The organism is Martinezella sp. CNPSo 3732 (assembly GCF_057784515.1).
Genome location: NZ_JBXSOO010000001.1, coordinates 103,275 through 122,159, shown reverse-complemented (window position 1 = coordinate 122,159; position 18,885 = coordinate 103,275). Strand labels below are relative to the sequence as shown.

Here is an 18,885-nt window from a genome sequence, read left to right as displayed (position 1 = left end):
TTCGGCCTCATTGCGTCCAATTGAAGTCGAAAGACCTCTGGGCAGCCGCGACGGCTTTAACTCGAGATGAATCGAACGGATTGCTCAGCGTCCAATTGGTCCAGCAGCGAAACGCTCCCGGCAGGCCATTTTCCTCCTCGCCTTCCTTGAAGGCGGGCGATATGAACCGCCCTGGTGGCAGTCCAATCCCATTTGTCGGGTAAATATCGAGATGAGTTGCCACCGGCGCGGCAAATGCCGATCCAACGGAAAAATCGAAGGCCATCGCCTGCCAGGTTCCAAAGGGGCGGGGTGTTAAGATGGGAGCATCGAGCAACGCTCTAACAAGGCTGATATTGCCGAGGTCGACCAGCCGCCCGATCGGTGCGTGATCGAAGTACCGCATCTGCCAAATTGGCTGACTGTCCTCGCTTGTCGTACGATACAGGGAGCCATCCCACGCATTCTTGGCGAGCCTCTTGGCAAGCCCGTAGAAGAGCCGGCCTGAATAGGTCGCCAGGACATTGTTCAAAAACAATGCCGGCAGAAAACTGAATATCGTACCGTCTCCGTCTTCAATCTCGACGCAATTGATCGCCACGATATTCTCAAGATAGCTCTTGAAACCCAGTACCCGCGGCAGGAAGCTCGCCCGGACATTCGTCTGCTGATTAAATAAGAACGTTACCGGATGCGTCTTTGCAGGGGTCAGCGATTGTTTCGACAGGACAAGGCCGGGGGGAAGCATTTGCCTCACCCGTTCCACGGGAAGCGAATGGAAGCTGAAAACCCCCTCCATCGCCCCCCGCAGAAATGCCGGTGTAAGAGGCCAATTCGCCTGGGGGGCAGCTATCGAAGATAGCAAGGCAGGCGCCGGCAGCGCGCTCGGCACCAGATCGAGCTCTCCGTAGATCGGCTCGGTCGAACCGGTAATCACTCTTGCGGCAGCCAATCCCGAAATTGTAGCTGCTTCGACGCAGCCCGCATTTAAGCCGCAAAGTGTCCAGTCGCCGGCGATGGCGAGATTGACGAAACCCGATTCGTCGGGATTCAGGCGATAGTCGACCGAACCTGGAACCGAAAGCACATAGCGCTCGGAGCCATAGAAGTTTTGACGAAAATATTGATTGGCGAAGCGCGCCGCTTCGGATTGCCCCTCGAGAGAAACGAGCAGATTTCTGTCAAATCGGCCTTCAGCGTTGCTGGCATCAGGCCAAATCCGGATCAAATGTTCATCCGCCCATTGTGCCGCCTGCGCCTGCATGGACGGCATCGGAACCTCGGCATTTCTTGACGGCGAGCAAAAATAGGCGATCGATTGAGGGGCAGGATCAGGCCAGGTTTCGCGCACCAGCAGATGGCTCATGTCCGCCCAGGTGTCGAGCGGCTCGGCGAAGGCAGTCATGACAGTCTGCATATTGGCCGGATTGAACTTGCTATACTGGTTATAGGTCCGCACTAGCGCCGGCCATCCGGTCTCGGGTGTCGGTTTGTTCAGCCAGAATTGGACCGCACATGTGGCAACCGTCTCGACCTTTTCAAGCATTTGCCTCCAGCGCGGCGAAACCCGGGCAAGTTCTTTGGTCATAAAGGGGAGAGACGCCAGGGAGGCGCCAAGGATGACATCGTCAAAATCGATGCCGCGACGAAGGCTTTTCGCAACACCTGTTGGCTCCGGTGTTTTTTCAGACTCGAAGTCGATGCCGCTCTCACGCAGCTTTTCGCCATCGACCAGTTGCGCCCAATCCGGCTCGGAAGGCCAGCACGGCAGGCCCCTGACATCAAACAAGGGATCGTAAGAACCCGAGAGAACACGCGCTTGTTCCACGAGATCGATCCGCTCCACGGCATCGCACGACGTTGACAGTGCGAGATTGGTCACCGCATGGAAAAAGCTGAACTTTACCCCCTTCTGCTTGAGAACCTGATAGTAAGGCGCAAAGATCGTATCGCCCATCCCTGCCTGCATCTTGAAGAATAAGGCTTTCTTGTAAGTGAACGCCAGTCGCAGCAGGCCGCGCATCGCAGTGCCTGCACCGACGGCACGATCGTCCCGTATGCCGGCCGGATATCCGAAGACGTAGTCATAACAACCACGAAACGCTGCGGAATTAACGGCTTGCTCGGAGGCACCGTGCTTCCGCAGCCATGCCGTGCACTCCATGTTATCGATGGAATTGAAACCGCGGAGAAAAACCAGGTCGACCACCATCCCCGTCGCGAATGCTGTCCCGAGATCCAGCATGAAGTAAACCCTTCGCGCCACATCATCATTGATCCATTCGCCGGGCTTTATGCCGTCAAGCCAGATACGGATGCCTTTCAGAATCTCAAGGAGCTCGTCGATATCTTTTCGCGAATGCAAGCGGGCATCGTTTGGCATAGTCCGGGAATAAGCCAGGAGCCGATGCAATGGAACACGAACGTCACCTGCCCCACCTGTCTGGCTCTCCGAGAGCAATTTGCCCTCAACAGAATCTGCCTGCCGGGCAAGAAACTCGACAACCAGTTTGAAATATTCAAAAGGTTGCGGCAACACGCCGCCGGTACCCGGCACTTTATCGTTTGACGGAAACTCAATGAACCAAGGCCTCCATTCCTGCGGAGAGGTATCCGGGACGTCCTCCGTAAGCATAAAGCTGTTCAAGGGTTTCAATGCTTTATCGAGAGTGCCAAGCGGAGCGTCGGGAGAGCGAAGCTTCAGCGCGACAAGCTCATCGTAACAAGAACGCATCAAGCGAAAGGCATTGTCGTAAAAACCAGCCCAGATGTGCAGGCCATGTTCCTCGATCCGATTTGCTTTCTCGCGATTGCGCCCACTCGCACACTTGCCGCCAAGTCTCCAACCGCGTTGATAAATGGTTATCTCATAACGTTGTTGCCAGTCGATCTGCTGCGTCAATGCATAAGCAGCAGTGATGGACGCGACCCCGCCTCCGATGATCGCGATCTTTTTCGTCACATGCGTCATGAATGCAGGCTCCCTGTCTCAAGACATTCATTGTGCAAACAATTCCCTGAGCCCGGCCCCAACAGACAACAAAGTCGCCAGCGGAGGCTGGACATAAGCCGAATTCAGATTCACTTAACCCCGTGGCTGGCCTCCCGCGGCAGAGGAGATTCCCAAACTAAAGCGATTTTCGTCATTCCGATACCTCGCTCAGAATGCCCGCTGCCGCCTTCCTCACATTTATTTTTGTATTGCTAATATATTCTATTTCTGACGTCATTCCTCAAGAGAGCGACCATAGTCAGTTCAAGGCAAGATACTCATTTGACCACAATCTTTACGAGCATTCGCCGCAAGCAACGTCCTTTTAAGTGAAATAGATGCACCAAAGTTGATAATTTTCCACCGATTTTCCAGAGAGCTAGAAATCAAGACAATTCGAGCCATGACACATGTCCAAAGCTATTCTCCCCAGGTGCCTCGTTGTGGGACACTTGCTCTTCCGTTTTCCCCGGCTTCGAAGTGAACCCCTCGCGCTAACCAACGGGGGGCCTCTTGATGCAGCCCCATTACCGACCACGCCAAAACGGCAGGCCGAAAGCAGCCCAGCCAATTGGCATGGGTGATGGACTGGGATTCTCGCTGTGAAATGATGTCCCTACCCTCATCCTGCACATGCTGACCGCAGGACTCAGCGGCCTCGAAGCGGAAGGGACTCAGAGCCGAGGTCGATTTCGGCACCTAATTTCGAATCTGGCCTGGAGCAATGGTTGGAGCACAAAGACGGCTAGAGCTAATTGGTTGAGTTGTCTCCAGTGCTCGACTATTCGCGCTGCGGGGCTTTATGAATGCCACTCAAATGTCACGCCTCCCCCGCGCTGGGACCTCAGAAGGTTGCCGTCGTATCGAACAGCGGATGCCCCGCGGCACATATAGGCAATCTGCATTGTTGCTAATCTACAACATTTGATTGAATAATGATCCCAGAAAAATCAATCTTGAGGATTCTTCTCTATGAGAAATTGCCTTTCAGGTTGCTTTATATATTACTTCGATTGAGTAGAGGGGCGTCAGCTACAATGCAGACGGGCAAACACAGGAGCAATTCCAGCTTTTAGTGGCGGGGTTTGCTCGGTCTTTGGGTTGGGCAAATGACAAGCGTCGAACAGCTGGCCGTAGCCATAGGAAGAGAACCCTGGCCCGAGGACAATAGTTTCGTATCACAAAGTGTTCTCGCTAAAATTCAGGCTCGCGGCTTAATGCGGAACGCGAGGCAGCCCTCTAAGATATCGACCCGACTACTAGAATTCTGCGCGCGCAGTTATACGCTGCTGCTTAGGATAGGGCTGCTCGCCGCCCTATTCTGCGGCGGTCTATCGCTGGCAACTCCAGGCACGGCTTACGCGGCATGCACTACCCTCAACTTCCCCGATTCCCATACGACGCCATCGACAAGCCCAATGGCTTCCGGCGGGACGCTTAATGTCAACATCGGCACGCTGTGCGATCCAGTTGGTCTCAATCCCATTGGCGACCCAAACGTAGTTCTTCCACAGCACGGCACGATAACGAACTACAACTCAGCTGCCGGCTCGTTCATTTACACAAACAACGGCGACGGAGCGACCCAAGACACGTTTACCTTGGCCGACGCGAGCGCACACCCCTTCACAGTAAATATAGCAATCGCGCCAGCCGGATTGGCACCGCCCGTCGCCGGCGCAGCCAGCGCTACGGTAAGCCATGGCAGCACTTCCAATACGATCACGCTGAACCTGTCGGGAGGAGCGGCTTCCTCGGTGGCCGTCGGGACGCAGGCGTCTCACGGAACTGCCACGGCCAGCGGTACCTCAATCACCTATACCCCGACAGCGAGTTATTCCGGTCCGGATAGCTTCACCTACACCGCAACCAATGCGGCCGGCACATCATCGCCGGCAACGGTGACCATAACGGTCAATCCAGCGACGATTACCCTCGGGCCGGCGACGCTCACCTCGGGTACTGTCGGAACGGCTTATAGTCAGACCGTCAGCGCCAGCGGCGGCACCAGCTCTTATACCTATGCGGTCATAGGCGCCCTGCCCACCGGCCTGAGCCTGTCGGCGACGACTGGCGTGATTTCCGGCACGCCAACGGCAGCAGGCTTCTTCACTTTCACGGTTACCGCGACCGATAGTTCAACCGGGTCCGGGCCGTTCACCGGTTCGAGATCTTATACTTTAAGCATTTCAGCGCCGACGATTTCGGTCAATCCAGCCTCCTTGTCGGCAGGCACGGTCGGAACCGCCTATAGCCAAACTATCACGGCATCGGGCGGCACCAGTTCCTATAGTTTCAGTGTCACATCGGGTGCTCTCCCAGCCGGCTTGACGCTCTCTTCCTCAGGCACGCTTTCTGGCACGCCGACAGCAGGTGGCACGTTCAACTTCACGGTCACCGCGCAGGATAGTTCCACCGGCACGGGCGCACCATTCACCGGTTCGAAGGCATATACACTGACTATTGCAGCGCCGACGATTACGATCGCGCCAGCGACGTTGACGGCGGCGGCCATCGGTGCCAGCTACAATCAAACCATCTCCGCAGCCGGCGGCACCAGTTCCTATAGCTTTGCCGTTACGGCCGGTTCGCTTCCGAACGGCCTGACACTGTCATCGGGAGGTGTAATCACCGGCACGCCGACGGCAGGAGGCAACTTCAATTTCACTGTCACGGCAACGGACAGTTCCACGGGTACAGGCCCCTTTAACACCTCAAGACCCTATACCCTGACGGTTTTAGCGCCAACGATTACGGTCGCGCCGACCACACTCCCGTCCGCAACCGTTGCTGCCAGCTATAGTCAAACCATTACAGCGTCAGGAGGTACCAGTTCCTATAGTTTTGCCGTCACAGCGGGCGCTCTTCCAGCAGGCCTGACGCTCTCATCGGGAGGTGCACTCACTGGCACGCCAACGGCAGGCGGCACGTTCAATTTCACAATTACCGCGACCGATAGTTCAACCGGGTCCGGGCCGTTCACCGGCTCAAGAGCCTATAGTTTGAGCGTTGCTGCGCCGACGATCACTATCAATCCTTCGTCGCTGTCAGCCGTAACGGCGGGAACGGCCTATAGCCAGACACTGACAGCCTCGGGCGGTACTGGCTCCTACACCTATTCGCTGTCGACAGGCACGCTTCCGGCAGGAGTGGCGCTTTCCTCAACCGGCGTTCTTTCCGGTGCGCCGACTAACGCCGGGAACTTCAGCTTCACTATCGTTGCGAGGGACAGCTCGACCGGCACAGGTCCTTTTACAGGCGCGCAGGCCTACACACTAGCGGTTGCCGCCCCGACGATCACGATTGCGCCGTCAACCCTGCCTGCGGGCATGGCCGGGATCGCCTATAGCCAGACACTGACCGCCTCGGGCGGAAGTGGTACCTACACCTATTCGCTAACCGCCGGCGCCCTTCCGCCGGGCGTAGCGCTTTCGTCGACCGGCGTGCTCTCCGGTACGCCGACGACCGCAGGGCCTTTCAATTTCACCATCACCGCAATAGACGGCAATCACTTTACCGGTTCGCAGGCCTATACCGTTACGATCGGCGCCCCAACGATCACCATCACACCGGCAACACTGCCCGGGGGCATGGCCGGAACCGCCTATAGCCAAACATTGACAGCCTCGGGCGGAACCGGCTCCTATACCTTTAGCCTCACAAGCGGGAGCCTTCCGCCAGGCGTAGCGCTTTCGTCGGCCGGTACGCTCGCCGGTACGCCGACGACCGCCGGGCCTTTCAGCTTCACCATCACGGCGACAGACGGCAACCACTTTACCGGTTCGCAGGCCTATACCGTCACGATCGGCGCCCCAACGATCACGGTTGCGCCGGCAACGCTGCCACCGGCCGGGATCGGGGCCGCCTATAGCCAGACCTTTACCGCCTCTGGCGGCATCGGCTCCTATAGCTACGCACTCACGGCAGGTACTTTGCCAGCCGGTCTCGCCCTCTCGTCGGGCGGCATACTCTCCGGCACGCCGACAGCCGGCGGCACCTTCAATATCACGATCACGGCGACGGATAGCGCTACGTTTACCGGCTCCAGGGCGTACAGCCTAGTTGTCGGCGCCCCAACGATTGCAATCGCGCCGACCACGTTGCCGGCTGCAACCGTTGCTGCCGCCTACAACCAGACCATCACGGCTTCAGGCGGCACCAGTCCTTATAGCTATGCGATAACGGCTGGTACTCTGCCCGCCGGCCTGACGCTGTCGTCCGGCGGTGTTCTCTCCGGCACTCCGACGGCATCGGGCACTTTCAACGTGACGATCACCGCAACGGACGGTTCGACCGGAGCCGGTCCCTTTACGGGCTCCAGAGCCTACAGTCTGGCGGTCAACGTCCAGCCACCGATCGCCGGCAACGTCGCGGCGACCGTTGCCGCCAATTCATCGGCCAATCCGATCACACTCGCCATCACAGGCGGCGCGCCGGCCTCGGTCACGGTAGCAACCGGGGCCAGCCATGGGACAGCAAGTGCCTCGGGAACGTCCATCACCTATACGCCGACACCAGGCTATAGCGGATCGGACAGCTTTACCTATACCGCAACCAACGCCTCCGGCACTTCTGCACCGGCAACCGTGAGCATGACGATCACGGCACCAAATCTGACATTCTCGCCGCCGAGTGGCGCCTTGCCGGCCGGTATCGTCACGACTGCCTACAGCGAGACTATCACTGCTTCGGGTGGGACAAGCCCTTATAGCTATAGCGCCACCGGCACGCTGCCGACCGGGCTGGCACTCAACCATGCGACAGGAGCCGTTACCGGCACGCCGACGACGCCCGGCAATTACAGCTTCTCCATCACCGCCACCGACGCAAACGGCGCCATGACCTCTGCAGCCTATACGATCGCTATCTCGCCGCCACCAACGACGTTCGTATTCAGTCCGGCAGGCGGTGCACTCCCCGATGCAATGGCGGGGGAAGCCTACAGCCAGCAGATCACGACAACCGGCGGCGCGGGCACGAAGATCTATAGCCTTGCCTCCGGCAGCCTGCCGAGCGGCCTGGTGCTCAACATCTCCACGGGCCAGCTCAACGGTCCGCTCGCGGGAGGCACGGAAGGCGATTACAACTTCACCATCCAGGTTCGCGATGGCAACGGCGCGACCGGGAGTGCCTCCTATAGTCTGAGAGTGAAGACTCGATCGGTTACCGTTCTGGACATGGTCGTCAACGTACCGGCAGGCTCCGCGCCTCCCGACGTCTACCTCAATCGCGGTGCAACCGGCGGCCCGTTCACGTCCGCGATCCTCGCTTTCGTGGAGCCTGCCAATGCCGGCACGGCGACGATCATCCAGGGGCAGTTGGCGCAGGCGGGCCCGGTCACCACTCCCGTTGGCTGGTACTTGCACTATGTGCTGAACCCGGCCTATTCCGGTCAGGTCCGCGTCGGCTACAAGCTCGTCAGCGCGCTTGGAACCTCCAACACAGCCACCGTCACCTACAATGTCAGTTACGACGCCGGCAAGGTTGCCGAAGACATCAGCAATCTCGTGCATGACTTCGTGCAATCCCGACAGAACATGATCGCCAACACGATCGAAGTGCCGGGGCTTCTCCAGCGCCGGCAGATGGAGAAGGCGACAGACCCGATCAGCGCCCGCATGACGCCATCGGAAGAGGGCATGACGCTCAGCTTCTCCACCAGCCTCACGCAGATGCGGGCGGCAGGCGGCGATCCGGATGCGGCGTCCGCCCCGTTCAACGTCTGGATCGGCGGCGCCTTCCTGACCCATAATGACAAGGGCAGCAAGAACACTAACAACTCGAAGTGGGGCAGCTTCGCCATGGTCAACATGGGAGTGGATTATCTGATCTCCGAGCATGCGCTGATCGGGTTATCCTTCCATTATGACCGCATGACCGATCCGACCGACGAGGATGCGAAACTGACGGGCAATGGCTGGCTTGCCGGACCCTACGCCTCGATCGAACTCGGCAAGGGCGTATTCTGGAACGGCAGCCTGCGCTATGGCGGCTCGAACAACACCATCGATACCCAGTTCTGGGATGGCAATTTCAAGACCACGCGGTGGATGGCAGATACGTCGATCGAGGGCCAATGGTATCTCGACGAGGACACGACGCTGTCGCCGAAGCTCAGAGCGATTTACTTCTCGGAAAAGGTCGACGACTATACTGTCAAGAACGGTGCCGGCGATGCGATCACCATCGAAGGCTTCAACGAGGACCAGTTCCGCGTCAGTCTTGGCGCTGAGATCGCAAGGTCCTTCACACTCGAAAACGGCGCCAAGCTGACGCCGAAGCTCGGGCTGACCGCTGGCTTCTCCGGTCTCGACGGCGCCGGTGCCTTCGGTGCAGTCACCGCCGGCGTCTCCATACAGACCATGAACTTCTGGATGCTCGACACCAGCCTGCTCTTCAACATCGAAGGCGATGGGCAGAAATCCGTCGGCGCCAAGGTCGCTGCAAGCAAGAAATTTTAAGAGGCGCCTCACGCTTCGCAAGGGTCGGGCAGTCCTGAGGCCGCCTTGGGCGGCCACTCCATGTCCGATTTCACATTACCCGGTTCGGCGGATCATGCTCTGGCCCTCGATAAGATCAATCGCATAATCTTCCTTGCTTCTCCCTTACGTCTGGCCCGGGAAAATCGAAATATACCTTTGAAGAAAACTTCCGCTCGACAGGATGAGGTTTCATGGCGAAACAACATTTGGTCGACGGCGATCTGTGTAACTTGTGCTCATGGAACGAATAGTAGGCCGATCCCTACGGCAGATGGCTGTCCATGAATGGGCGGTCCGGTATTTTGAGTATTCGCGTCTTTGTATTTTTAATTTATACAACCATATAACGCACTGATAAATCTCGATTTTTTTATTTTATGACATCCGACTACAACCTTCGATTTTTAAAAAATAGCATAGAAATTCCCTGAATTTTTATACCTATGAGGGTCAAATTTGTTCTTGCATCTATCGCATTGATTGAGCGATGATGGCAGTTAATATAATTAGAATATTCAGGAGTATGAGATGTCAGACGTGTTTCTTGGCCAGATTATGCTCACCGGATTTCCGTTTGCACCTAGGGGTTTTGCGCTGTGCAATGGCCAGATTCTTCCCATCGCGCAGAACCAAGCCTTGTTCTCACTATTAGCCACCTATTACGGTGGAGATGGAATTCGAACCTTTCGCCTACCCGATATGCAGAGCCGCACGCCGGTCGGATTTGGACCTTCCATCGATCCCGCGTGGCAGCCCGAACCATACGAGCTAGGTGAAACCGGCGGCACGGAAAATGTGACCGTGCTGCAGCAGGAATTGCCCCAGCACATTCACATTGCGACCGGGACCACCAGCAACGGCACTGTGCGCAGCCCGAGCAACGCGCTTTACGGGACCAACAGCGCCAATATCTATGGCCCCTCCAGTGGCGCCCAGGTCGTGCTGTCGAGCCAGACAGTGACTCCCGCCGGCAACAACCAGCCTCACGACAATATGCAACCCTACGACGTGATCAATTATTGCATTGCGCTGCAGGGAGTTTTTCCGTCTCGCAGCTGATCATCTCTTGTCAACCTTTTGCTCGGAGGATCAACAATGAGCGCCCCCTATGTCGGAGAAATCCGGCTTTTCGGCTTTTCCCGAGTGCCCTACGGATGGCTGCCCTGCAATAATTCCCTGCAGTCCATCTCCATATATCAGGAACTGTACACGTTGATCGGTACGATCTATGGCGGTGACGGCATCACAACATTTGCGACGCCAAATCTATGCGGGCGCGTGCCTATGCATCAAGGTACTGGCCTGGGTCTGTCGACCTATGTGATCGGCCAATCCGCAGGCAGCGAGAACGTCACACTGCTGCCATTGCAAATGCCGTCGCACACACATCCATATCTCGCCACCACGGGCGCCGCGAACAGCATGACCGTGGGACCAACGGTCGAGCTTGGTGCGGTGAGCGGCGATACGATGTATGCGACGGATACGAGCGGAGCCACTCCGATCACGACATCACCGGCAGCAACGCAGATGACAGGATCCACGACCCCGCATGACAATACGATGCCGACGCTGACGGTGCAGTATTGCATCGCATGGGCCGGCATCTTTCCCTCACAGGGCTGAATCGCGCCTTTTCCATCAAGGAGATTGCTATGACACAACCTTTTATCGGCGAGATCCAATTGTTTGGTTTCAATTTTGCACCGCTCCACTGGGCATTTTGCAACGGCGCGATGATCCCCATACAACAGAATACTGCGCTTTTTTCCCTGCTTGGCACCCAGTATGGCGGCAACGGCACCACCTCATTCCAACTACCCAACTTTGCCAATCGCGCAGGCTGCAATCAGGGCCAGGGGCCGGGCCTGACGCCGCGTACCGAGGGCGAAACCTTCGGCAGCAACGGCGTAACTCTGACGCAGGCGCAAATGCCAGCACACGCGCATTCCTTGACCCTCTTTAATCAGGGCGACACTTCCAAGCGAGCAGGCACGCCCAGCACCGGAAACGCCTTGAGCCTGCCGAATTCGAGCAGTCCGTTTCTGCCCAATACCCAGCCGAACGCGCAGTTCGCGCAGAACGTCATCGGCGTTGCTGGCGCGAGCCAGCCGCACGAAAACCGTCAGCCCTATCTCGCGGTCAACTTCAGCATCGCGCTCAGCGGCACATTTCCATCCTTCGGTTGATGTCTGGCGCATTAGTCGGCCCGCTACCGGAGTTTCCAGCGTGCACTGGCCATCATCGGCTCCGTGTTCCCGCCTGCATGCTGCGCCCTGCACGGCTGGACGATATTCCGTTTCTACGCCAGCTTTACCGTTCGTTTCGCGAGGATGAACTGGCGCTGTTGCCGTGGTCGCCGAAGGACAAGCGGGCATTTTTGGATCAGCAATTCAATTTCCAACATCGCTATTATATTGCCAGGTTCCCGCAGACAGACTTCCTGATCATAGAAAAGGACGGCATTTCCATCGGCCGCCTTTACATCAACCTCAGCACGGACATCTGGCACATCATCGATATCGGATTTCTACCGGAGTGGCGTGCTTTGGGCTTAGGCACAGCGACGCTGAAAGCTATTCAAGATGCGACAACGGCAGGCAAAAGCTCGGGAATCGCTTTGCATGTCGATCGAAATAACAGACGCGCATACGAGCTTTATCAGGCCTTGGGATTTAAGGTTGTTGACGCCACCGATACCCACATAAGCATGGAGTGGGGCGGACATCAGCTCCCGCCGGATCCACGGGGTTCATCATTCTGCATCAATTGAAGATCGCTTGATAGATGATCCCATCTTTATCTCTGGCGACCGGCACCAGGAAGATGTCGAGAATTCCAAGCGTGGCGTTGTTCAGCCTATAAATCTGCTGCGGAAAAACAACTTTTGATCCGCTGCGAAACAACAGCGCGAACGGCGCACGCGTCATTCCGGCAAAACCTCGTTCCGGCAAGGGCCGCGCCTCTGTCAACGTGAAGACAAGGCCCCCTCCCGCCATATCGATTTCGAACCCCTCCCCGACACAGCGGGCGAAATGATCCAGCGTTACAATCCCCATCCCGACCTCAATTGCTTCTTGGCGCCTTTTGATTGCAGAGACTTATGATTGGTATCCGTGATTGAAGTCTATCAAGAGATTGAGAAGAAACAAGCAACTCGTCTCCCTCCAGGAGACCATACTATGATCGTCCTCCACGGCTGGCCGAGTATAGGTTTGATGTGGCGCGCCCAAACGGACGCATTCGCCGCCGACGGGTGGCGCTGCATCGCTCCTGATCTTCGCGGCTTTGGCAGCTCTTTCGCACCTGCAGCCAACGATGCTTATACCATCGAGGAAATCGTGGCGGACATGGCGGAGCTCCATGACAACCTTGGTCGCAAGGCTGCAATCTGGGTTGGCCACGACTGGGCAGCATCGTAGCCGGTGCGTGGCCGCGCATGTCAATCGGTCCTGCAAGATGTCGTCACCCGTGAAGCAATCGTCTGTGACTGCACAAAGTCCGGTATCATTTATTTTCACCGGAACAAAATGGCCCTCGAAACCAGCATTCGCAACATGCGGCTTCTGAAGAGCGACGGTCAGGAGATCCGTGCCGCCGATGCCGTTGAAACCGTCCGCCGCGAACCGACCCTGCTCGGCTCACGCCAACTGATCACCGGCGGGATATTCTGCCCGACAGGCGAGACGGCAATTCGTCGAAATTCACGAAGGCTCTGGAGGCGATCGTTCGCAGCCGCGGTGGGCGCATCCTAAAGCTCGAGCGCAGCGGCAACAGCACGACCCTTCCATCGAGATCACCAAGCCGCTGAAATCCACGAGGTTATCTTTCGCGGTTACAATTGCCGCGGCCAAAACGAAATTCCAATTGAGAACACATTGCCGCTGGGTTATCGCACCCGCGACACGGCGGCAAACAGACCTAACACATCATGCCCCGCCATCCTATCCGTGGAGCGACGGCTGAAGTCCCGCCAGCGCCTGATCGACCGCCGCCATCACATCTGCCGGCAGCGGTCCCTTGGCCAAGGCTCCGGCGTTTTCCTCGACTTGGGCAACCGTGCGGAAGCCGGGAATTGGCAGCGTGCGCGGCGAACGCGCCCATAACCAGGCAAGCGCACCCTGTGTGAGCGTGCGGCCGCCCTCAGTCAGCAGATTGCGGACCGCCTCCAGGCGCGCAGCAAATTCGGGAGCAATCCTGCCGTCCTTGAAATAGACCATCCAGTCGAGGCTTGCACCACGCACATCTTTTTCGCCGACAGCCTTGTCGGGCGTGAACTTGCCGCTGAGCAGCCCCATGGCGAGCGGACCGCGATTGATGGAAATCAGTCCATTGCGCTCGATGACGTCGATCATCGCCGGGACCGGCTCGAAGACGTTCATCGTATGCTGAACCGAGACGAACCCTGCGCGATGCACGTGCCGTGCGGCGCGATCCGGATGGTCCGTGCTCCAGCCGAAAGCGTCGATCTTGCCTTCGGCCTTGAGCGTTGCGAGTGTCTCAAATACCTCGTCCGACGCTTCGGGCGGAAAATCGTTAAGATGGAACTGCAGCAGATCCAGACGATCGCGGCGCAGGCGGCGCAAGGATGTCTCGGCAGACCGCCGGATAAAGGCGGGATCAGAGAAAGCGCCCGTGGCTTGCTTGGTCTTCTCGTCCGTCGCGAAGCCGAATTTAGTGGCGATGATGATATCGTCCCGATTGCCGATCGCCCTGCCGACTACCTCTTCGGAGTGCCCAGCCCCATAATTCGAGGCGGTGTCGAAGAAGCGAATGCCGAGATCCACCGCCCGGTCGATAGCACGGATCGATTCATCATCATCGACCTCACCCCAGCCGAGCGGCACATCGCCAGCGTAAAACGGTCCGCCGATTGCCCAGCATCCCATGCCCAGGCGTGGAATTTCCCGGTCATTCCAGAGTGTCATTGTGGTCGTGCTAGCGGGTTTGGTCAGCATATCGTCCTCCACGATCATCTATCGCTGCAGGCAGACATAGGGAGAGATGCCTGAGTGAGAAACAACCAAATCTGCAGGGTATTTTTCATAGATGAAAAATGGCTGGCGGCTGCGCGACACGCAGGAAGCTCTGCATGGTCATAGCATGCACTCTGGCGCAAATAGGACTCCCGTCCTCGGAGCCCTTGTCTTCATTGCGCTTCGAGAACGCCGGCCATGGCCAGCGCTAGCAGAAGACATGCGCAGCATCGGGATCGAACTCCAGATGCACATTATCGCCGCGGCTCAAGCCCGAGATGGCTTCGTGGCCAAAGGGAAGGCGCACCGACAGGGTTTCGCCGGCGGCAATCCGCGTCGTCACATGCACGTTGTTGCCGAGGAAAGTGATATCGTTGACCGTCGCGCTGAGGCTTTGGCTTGAGCCTGCTTTGCGCCCGAGCCGAATGCGTTCCGGCCGCAACATCAATGCCGCTTTGCTCCCTGACGTCGGCCGGCCGTGAACCGGGATGCTGTCGAAAACGGTCTTATCGCCGAGTGAGATCCTCGCCTGGCCATTGTCCGAGGACAGCAAGTGACAGGAGATGAAATCACTGTCGCCTATGAATTCGGCGACAAAGCGGGTGCGTGGATTGGCGTAGAGTTCGGGTCCCGTGCCGATCTGATCGATGATGCCTTTGGAGAAGACGGCGATACGATCGGACAACCGCAGCGCCTCTTCCTGGTCGTGGGTCACATAGAGGATCGTTACTTCGGTCTGCTCGTGGATCCTTTTGATCTCGTGCTGGATCTCTTCGCGCAATTTCTTGTCGAGGGCCGACAGCGGCTCGTCCATCAAAAGCACCGGCGGATCATAAGCGAGTGCCCTTGCAAGAGCCACGCGTTGCTGCTGGCCGCCCGACATTTGCGCGGGCTTGCGGTCCTCGAAGCCTTCGAGGCGGACGAGACGCAGCATTTCCCTGACCCGGCTGTCGACCTCTGCCTTCGACTTGCGGCGAACCTTCAACGGAAAGGCGATATTCTCTCCGACAGTCAAATGCGGAAATAGCGTATAGCGCTGGAACACCATGCCGATATTGCGCTTATGCGATGGCGTCGACAGTAGCGTCTCGCCATTCAGCAGGATATCGCCCCTGGTCGGGTTCTCGAAACCGGCGAGGATATAAAGCGTCGTGCTCTTGCCCGAACCGGAGGGGCCGAGAAAAGTCAGAAACTCGCCGCGCCTGACCTCGAGATTGACGTCGTGGACTGCGACGACGGGGCCGTATTCCTTGCGGATGCCTTTGATCTTCAGGAAAGATTCGCTCATGATTTCAGAACCTTGCGTAGGACCGCGGCCAGCGTCATCAACATGACCGTCAAAAGGATGAGAAGAGTGGAAGCGGCGGCGACGACCGGAGTCAGATCCTGCCTGAGCGTCGCCCAGACCTTGACAGGCAGCGTCTGCAGCGTTGGGCTCGCCATGAAGATCGCAACAACCACCTCATCCCAGGATGTCAGGAACGAGAAGACGGCGGCCGAGAACAATCCGTGGCTGATGGCGGGCAACGTGACCCTGATCTTCGCCTCGAGCGGAGACGCGCCGCAAAGCACGGCCGCATCCTCGATCGACTTGTCGAAGCCTTCGAGCGCACCGGAGATGGACAGAATAGAGAAGGGCAGCGCCAGGACAAGATGAGAGAGGACGAAGCCTATCAAGGTGCCCCCCAGCCCCACCCGCAGGAAGAAGGCATAGAGAGCGACGGCGAAGACGACGACGGGGAGGATCATCGGCGTCAGGAACAGAGCTTTCAATGCATCGCGGAACATGAATTTCCCGCGCACGAGGCCGAAGGAAGTCACGAGGCCGAGCAACACCGAAAGCACCGTGACGATCGCCGCGATCTTGAAGCTCGTCCAGGCCGAAGCCAGCCATTGCGGATCGGACAGCAGCTCCGCGTACCAGCGCCAGGTCCAGCCCGGCGGCGGAAAGATCAGCCATTGCGACGAGCCGAACGACAAGGCGGCGATGAACAGGATCGGCAGCAGAAGAAAAGCCGCGGTCAGGACGGTGATGGCAAGCAGCACATATCTCCACCAGCCGAGACGATCGAAATTCAGCAGCATCTCAACGCCCTCCCGTGCTCTGAACGCCGAAGAGCCGCAGCTGGACGGCATAGAGCGTCAGCGTGACGACGAGCAGGACGAAGGCGGCTGCGCCACCCATGCCCCAATTGACGAGGGATTGCACGAATTGGGCGATGAGTTCGGCGAGCATCATGTTCGCAGTGCCGCCCAAAAGCGAGGGCGTCACGTAGTAGCCGAGCGACATGACGAACACCATCAAGGCTCCCGCCATCATGCCGGGAGCGGCAAGGGGCAGCAGAACGCGGGTGAGGCATTGCAATCGGCTCGCGCCGCATAGGGCGGCTGCCTGCAGCACGGCCGGATCGATCTTCCTCATGACGCCGTAGAGCGGCAGGATGATGAACGGCAGCATGATATAGGTCATGCCGATCGTGACGCCGGTGAGGTTGTTGACTAGCGCAAGCGGCTTGTCAATCAGTCCGGCGCCAATCAGCATCTTGTTGATCAATCCCGTGCGCTGCAAAAGCACCATCCAGGCATAGGTTCGCGCCAGCAGGTTGGTCCACATCGACAGAAGCAGGATCGCAAAGATCACCGAAGCCCATCGTGACGGCATGATCGCCAGCGTCCAGGCGACGGGAAAGCCGATCAAAAGCGATATGATGGTGACGAGGCCTGACACGATGAAGGTGTTGCCAAAAATCTTGATATAGGTCGCGGAGCCCAACAGCTCTGCATAGTTGCCGAAGCCGAATGCCGGCTCCATCACGCTGCGCAAAAGCAGCGCGATGACCGGAAATATGAAGAAGATCGCCACGAAGGCGAAAGCCGGCGCCACCTGGGCAAATCCGGTGGGTCTTGCCGCCTTGCGCGCCGGTGCGGCCTCGTCCGCAACGTCTATGTACGTCGACATGGCAATCCTTTCCCATTATGGGCGCCAATGAGCAGCGATCGCTACTCGCGGGCCTGGACCTCGCATTGCCCCACCGCGGAGATTTTTCCGCGGTGGTCTGGTCATCTCCGCCGCTTACTGCGCCTGCCAGGCGTACCACTTCTTGCCGATGGCATCCCGATTTGCAGCCCAATAATTCATGTCGGCATTGACCTGGCTGGCGGTCTGCTGGTCCGGCAAGGTCTTGGCTATCTCAGGGTCCATCAGTTTCGCCGAGCCGAGGTTGGTCGGCGCATATCCGGTGGCCTTCGCCAGATCGGCCTGCGACTGTGCCGAGGTCGCGAGTGCGATGAACTTCATCGCCGTTTCGAGGTTCGGCGCACCCTTGGGAATGACAAGGGAATCCGCTGCCGTGATGTTCTGGCTCCAGGAGGTCTCCGTCTTGACGCCGCTATTGGCAAGCGCGGTCATGCGGCCATTCCAGAGACTGCCGAAAGGCGCTTCGGCCGACGCCAGCAGCTGCTGTGATTGCGCGCCGCTCGACCACCAGACGATATCCGACTTGATCGTATCGAGCTTCTTGAAGGCACGATCGAGATCGAGGGGATAGAGCTTGTCGGCGGGAACGCCATCGGCCAAGAGCGCCGCCTCGATGACGCCCGGCGCAGACCACTTGTAGAAGGTGCGCTTGCCGGGAAATTTCTTGGTGTCGAAGAGATCCGCCCAGGTCTTCGGGCAGGCGCTCACGGCATCCGCGTTGCAGCCGATAACGAAGGAATAATAGAAGCTGCCGACGGAATAGTCGCTCACGAAACGCGGATCGAGCTTCGATTTATCGATGACCGAAAAATCCAGCTTTTCGAGCAGACCGGCCTTTCCAGCCTGCGCGGCATAATCGCCCTCGACGTCGACGACGTCCCAGCTCACCTGGCCGGCTTCGACCATCGCTTTCAGCTTGCCATAATCAGTCGGGCCGTCCTGCATGACGCCGATGTTGGTCTTTGCCGTGAACTGGTTGGCCCAGGCAACTTTCTGCGCATCCTGCGTCGTTCCTCCCCAGCTCGTAAAGACCATGGTATCGGCCTTGGCGGGCATGGATGCTGCTATCATTGCGGCAAAGGCCGCGAGTGCAATTCTTGCTTTCATGTTCCCTTGTCCTTGTTTTTCAGTTTTTAGAGGCATGCCTTACGCACCCCCCCGTTCATCCCAAGGGGGAGAAACCGGCGGGCTTCATAATCTTGTTTTCCGCTTGTTCGATCAGGTCGCGTATCTTTGGCAGGAAAGCCTGCCACTCGGGGTCCGCCGCCAGCCGCCCGCGTCGCGCCTCACGATCATCGAGGCTTGAATAGGCCCAGATGTGCACGATCTCGTTGATGACACCTATTTCCGAATGGAAGTAGCCGACAAGATTGCCGAGATGCGCCTTCTGGATGGCAATCCCTTCCTCTTCGACGACCTTCAGATATTGCGGGATCGTGCCGTTCTTCAGCCGGTAGGTGCGGATCTCGTAAAACATAG

At 58.0% G+C, this 18,885-nt stretch carries 15 protein-coding genes; 7 read left to right on the top strand and 8 right to left on the bottom strand.

The annotated features are described in order from the left end of the window. Positions 1–7: 7 nt before the first annotated feature. The gene (locus tag AC13RM_RS00540; RefSeq protein ID WP_440479599.1) at positions 8–2,950 is read right to left on the bottom strand and encodes an NAD(P)-binding protein; all 2,943 of its coding nucleotides are present in this window, start codon (positions 2,948–2,950) and stop codon (positions 8–10) included. Positions 2,951–4,572: 1,622 nt separating this feature from the next. On the opposite strand from AC13RM_RS00540, the gene AC13RM_RS00535 reads away from it, so the two are divergent. The 5 genes from AC13RM_RS00535 (at position 4,573) to AC13RM_RS00515 (ending at position 12,226) form a co-directional block, all read left to right on the top strand. After that, a complete protein-coding gene (locus AC13RM_RS00535) occupies positions 4,573–9,432 on the top strand; it encodes a putative Ig domain-containing protein (protein ID WP_488554422.1) in 4,860 nt (1,619 codons plus the stop codon). A gap of 549 nt (positions 9,433–9,981) precedes the next feature. Further along, on the top strand, positions 9,982–10,512 hold the full coding sequence (locus AC13RM_RS00530; protein WP_374823255.1) for a phage tail protein: 531 nt from the start codon (positions 9,982–9,984) through the stop codon (positions 10,510–10,512). 36 nt (positions 10,513–10,548) lie between these two features. Next, a complete protein-coding gene (locus tag AC13RM_RS00525) occupies positions 10,549–11,079 on the top strand; it encodes a phage tail protein (RefSeq protein ID WP_285176761.1) in 531 nt (176 codons plus the stop codon). A 29-nt stretch (positions 11,080–11,108) separates the two neighbouring features. Further along, the gene (locus AC13RM_RS00520) at positions 11,109–11,642 is read left to right on the top strand and encodes a phage tail protein (protein WP_374823251.1); all 534 of its coding nucleotides are present in this window, start codon (positions 11,109–11,111) and stop codon (positions 11,640–11,642) included. A gap of 77 nt (positions 11,643–11,719) precedes the next feature. Next, positions 11,720–12,226, top strand: coding sequence for a GNAT family N-acetyltransferase (locus tag AC13RM_RS00515; RefSeq protein WP_374823248.1), 507 nt, complete (start codon positions 11,720–11,722; stop codon positions 12,224–12,226). Here the strand turns inward: AC13RM_RS00515 and AC13RM_RS00510 are convergent. Next, entirely contained in the window at positions 12,219–12,512 is a 294-nt protein-coding gene (locus tag AC13RM_RS00510) for a DUF6916 family protein (RefSeq protein ID WP_285176767.1), read from the bottom strand. The genes AC13RM_RS00515 and AC13RM_RS00510 overlap by 8 nt on opposite strands. A gap of 123 nt (positions 12,513–12,635) precedes the next feature. On the opposite strand from AC13RM_RS00510, the gene AC13RM_RS00505 reads away from it, so the two are divergent. Then, the gene (locus AC13RM_RS00505; protein WP_374823245.1) at positions 12,636–12,875 is read left to right on the top strand and encodes an alpha/beta fold hydrolase; all 240 of its coding nucleotides are present in this window, start codon (positions 12,636–12,638) and stop codon (positions 12,873–12,875) included. Between the two features lie 108 nt (positions 12,876–12,983). Continuing rightward, positions 12,984–13,208, top strand: a complete 225-nt coding sequence (locus AC13RM_RS00500) for a hypothetical protein (protein ID WP_374823241.1) — start codon at positions 12,984–12,986, stop codon at positions 13,206–13,208. A 189-nt stretch (positions 13,209–13,397) separates the two neighbouring features. On the opposite strand, the gene AC13RM_RS00495 is transcribed toward AC13RM_RS00500, so the two are convergent. The 6 genes from AC13RM_RS00495 to AC13RM_RS00470 all read right to left on the bottom strand — a co-directional run bounded on the left by AC13RM_RS00495 (position 13,398) and on the right by AC13RM_RS00470 (position 18,883). After that, a complete protein-coding gene (locus AC13RM_RS00495) occupies positions 13,398–14,411 on the bottom strand; it encodes an aldo/keto reductase (RefSeq protein ID WP_374823238.1) in 1,014 nt (337 codons plus the stop codon). A 226-nt stretch (positions 14,412–14,637) separates the two neighbouring features. After that, positions 14,638–15,717 carry an ABC transporter ATP-binding protein gene (locus AC13RM_RS00490; protein ID WP_374823235.1) on the bottom strand — a complete coding sequence of 360 codons (1,080 nt, stop codon included), beginning with the start codon at positions 15,715–15,717 and terminating at the stop codon, positions 14,638–14,640. Continuing rightward, a complete protein-coding gene (locus AC13RM_RS00485) occupies positions 15,714–16,514 on the bottom strand; it encodes an ABC transporter permease (protein WP_374823232.1) in 801 nt (266 codons plus the stop codon). Before AC13RM_RS00485 ends, AC13RM_RS00490 begins: the two co-directional genes overlap by 4 nt. 1 nt (position 16,515) lies before the next feature. Then, entirely contained in the window at positions 16,516–17,388 is an 873-nt protein-coding gene (locus tag AC13RM_RS00480) for an ABC transporter permease (RefSeq protein WP_113232206.1), read from the bottom strand. A gap of 114 nt (positions 17,389–17,502) precedes the next feature. After that, positions 17,503–18,513 carry an ABC transporter substrate-binding protein gene (locus AC13RM_RS00475; protein WP_374823228.1) on the bottom strand — a complete coding sequence of 337 codons (1,011 nt, stop codon included), beginning with the start codon at positions 18,511–18,513 and terminating at the stop codon, positions 17,503–17,505. 55 nt (positions 18,514–18,568) lie between these two features. After that, the gene (locus AC13RM_RS00470) at positions 18,569–18,883 is read right to left on the bottom strand and encodes an NIPSNAP family protein (protein WP_174172767.1); all 315 of its coding nucleotides are present in this window, start codon (positions 18,881–18,883) and stop codon (positions 18,569–18,571) included. Positions 18,884–18,885: the final 2 nt, after the last annotated feature.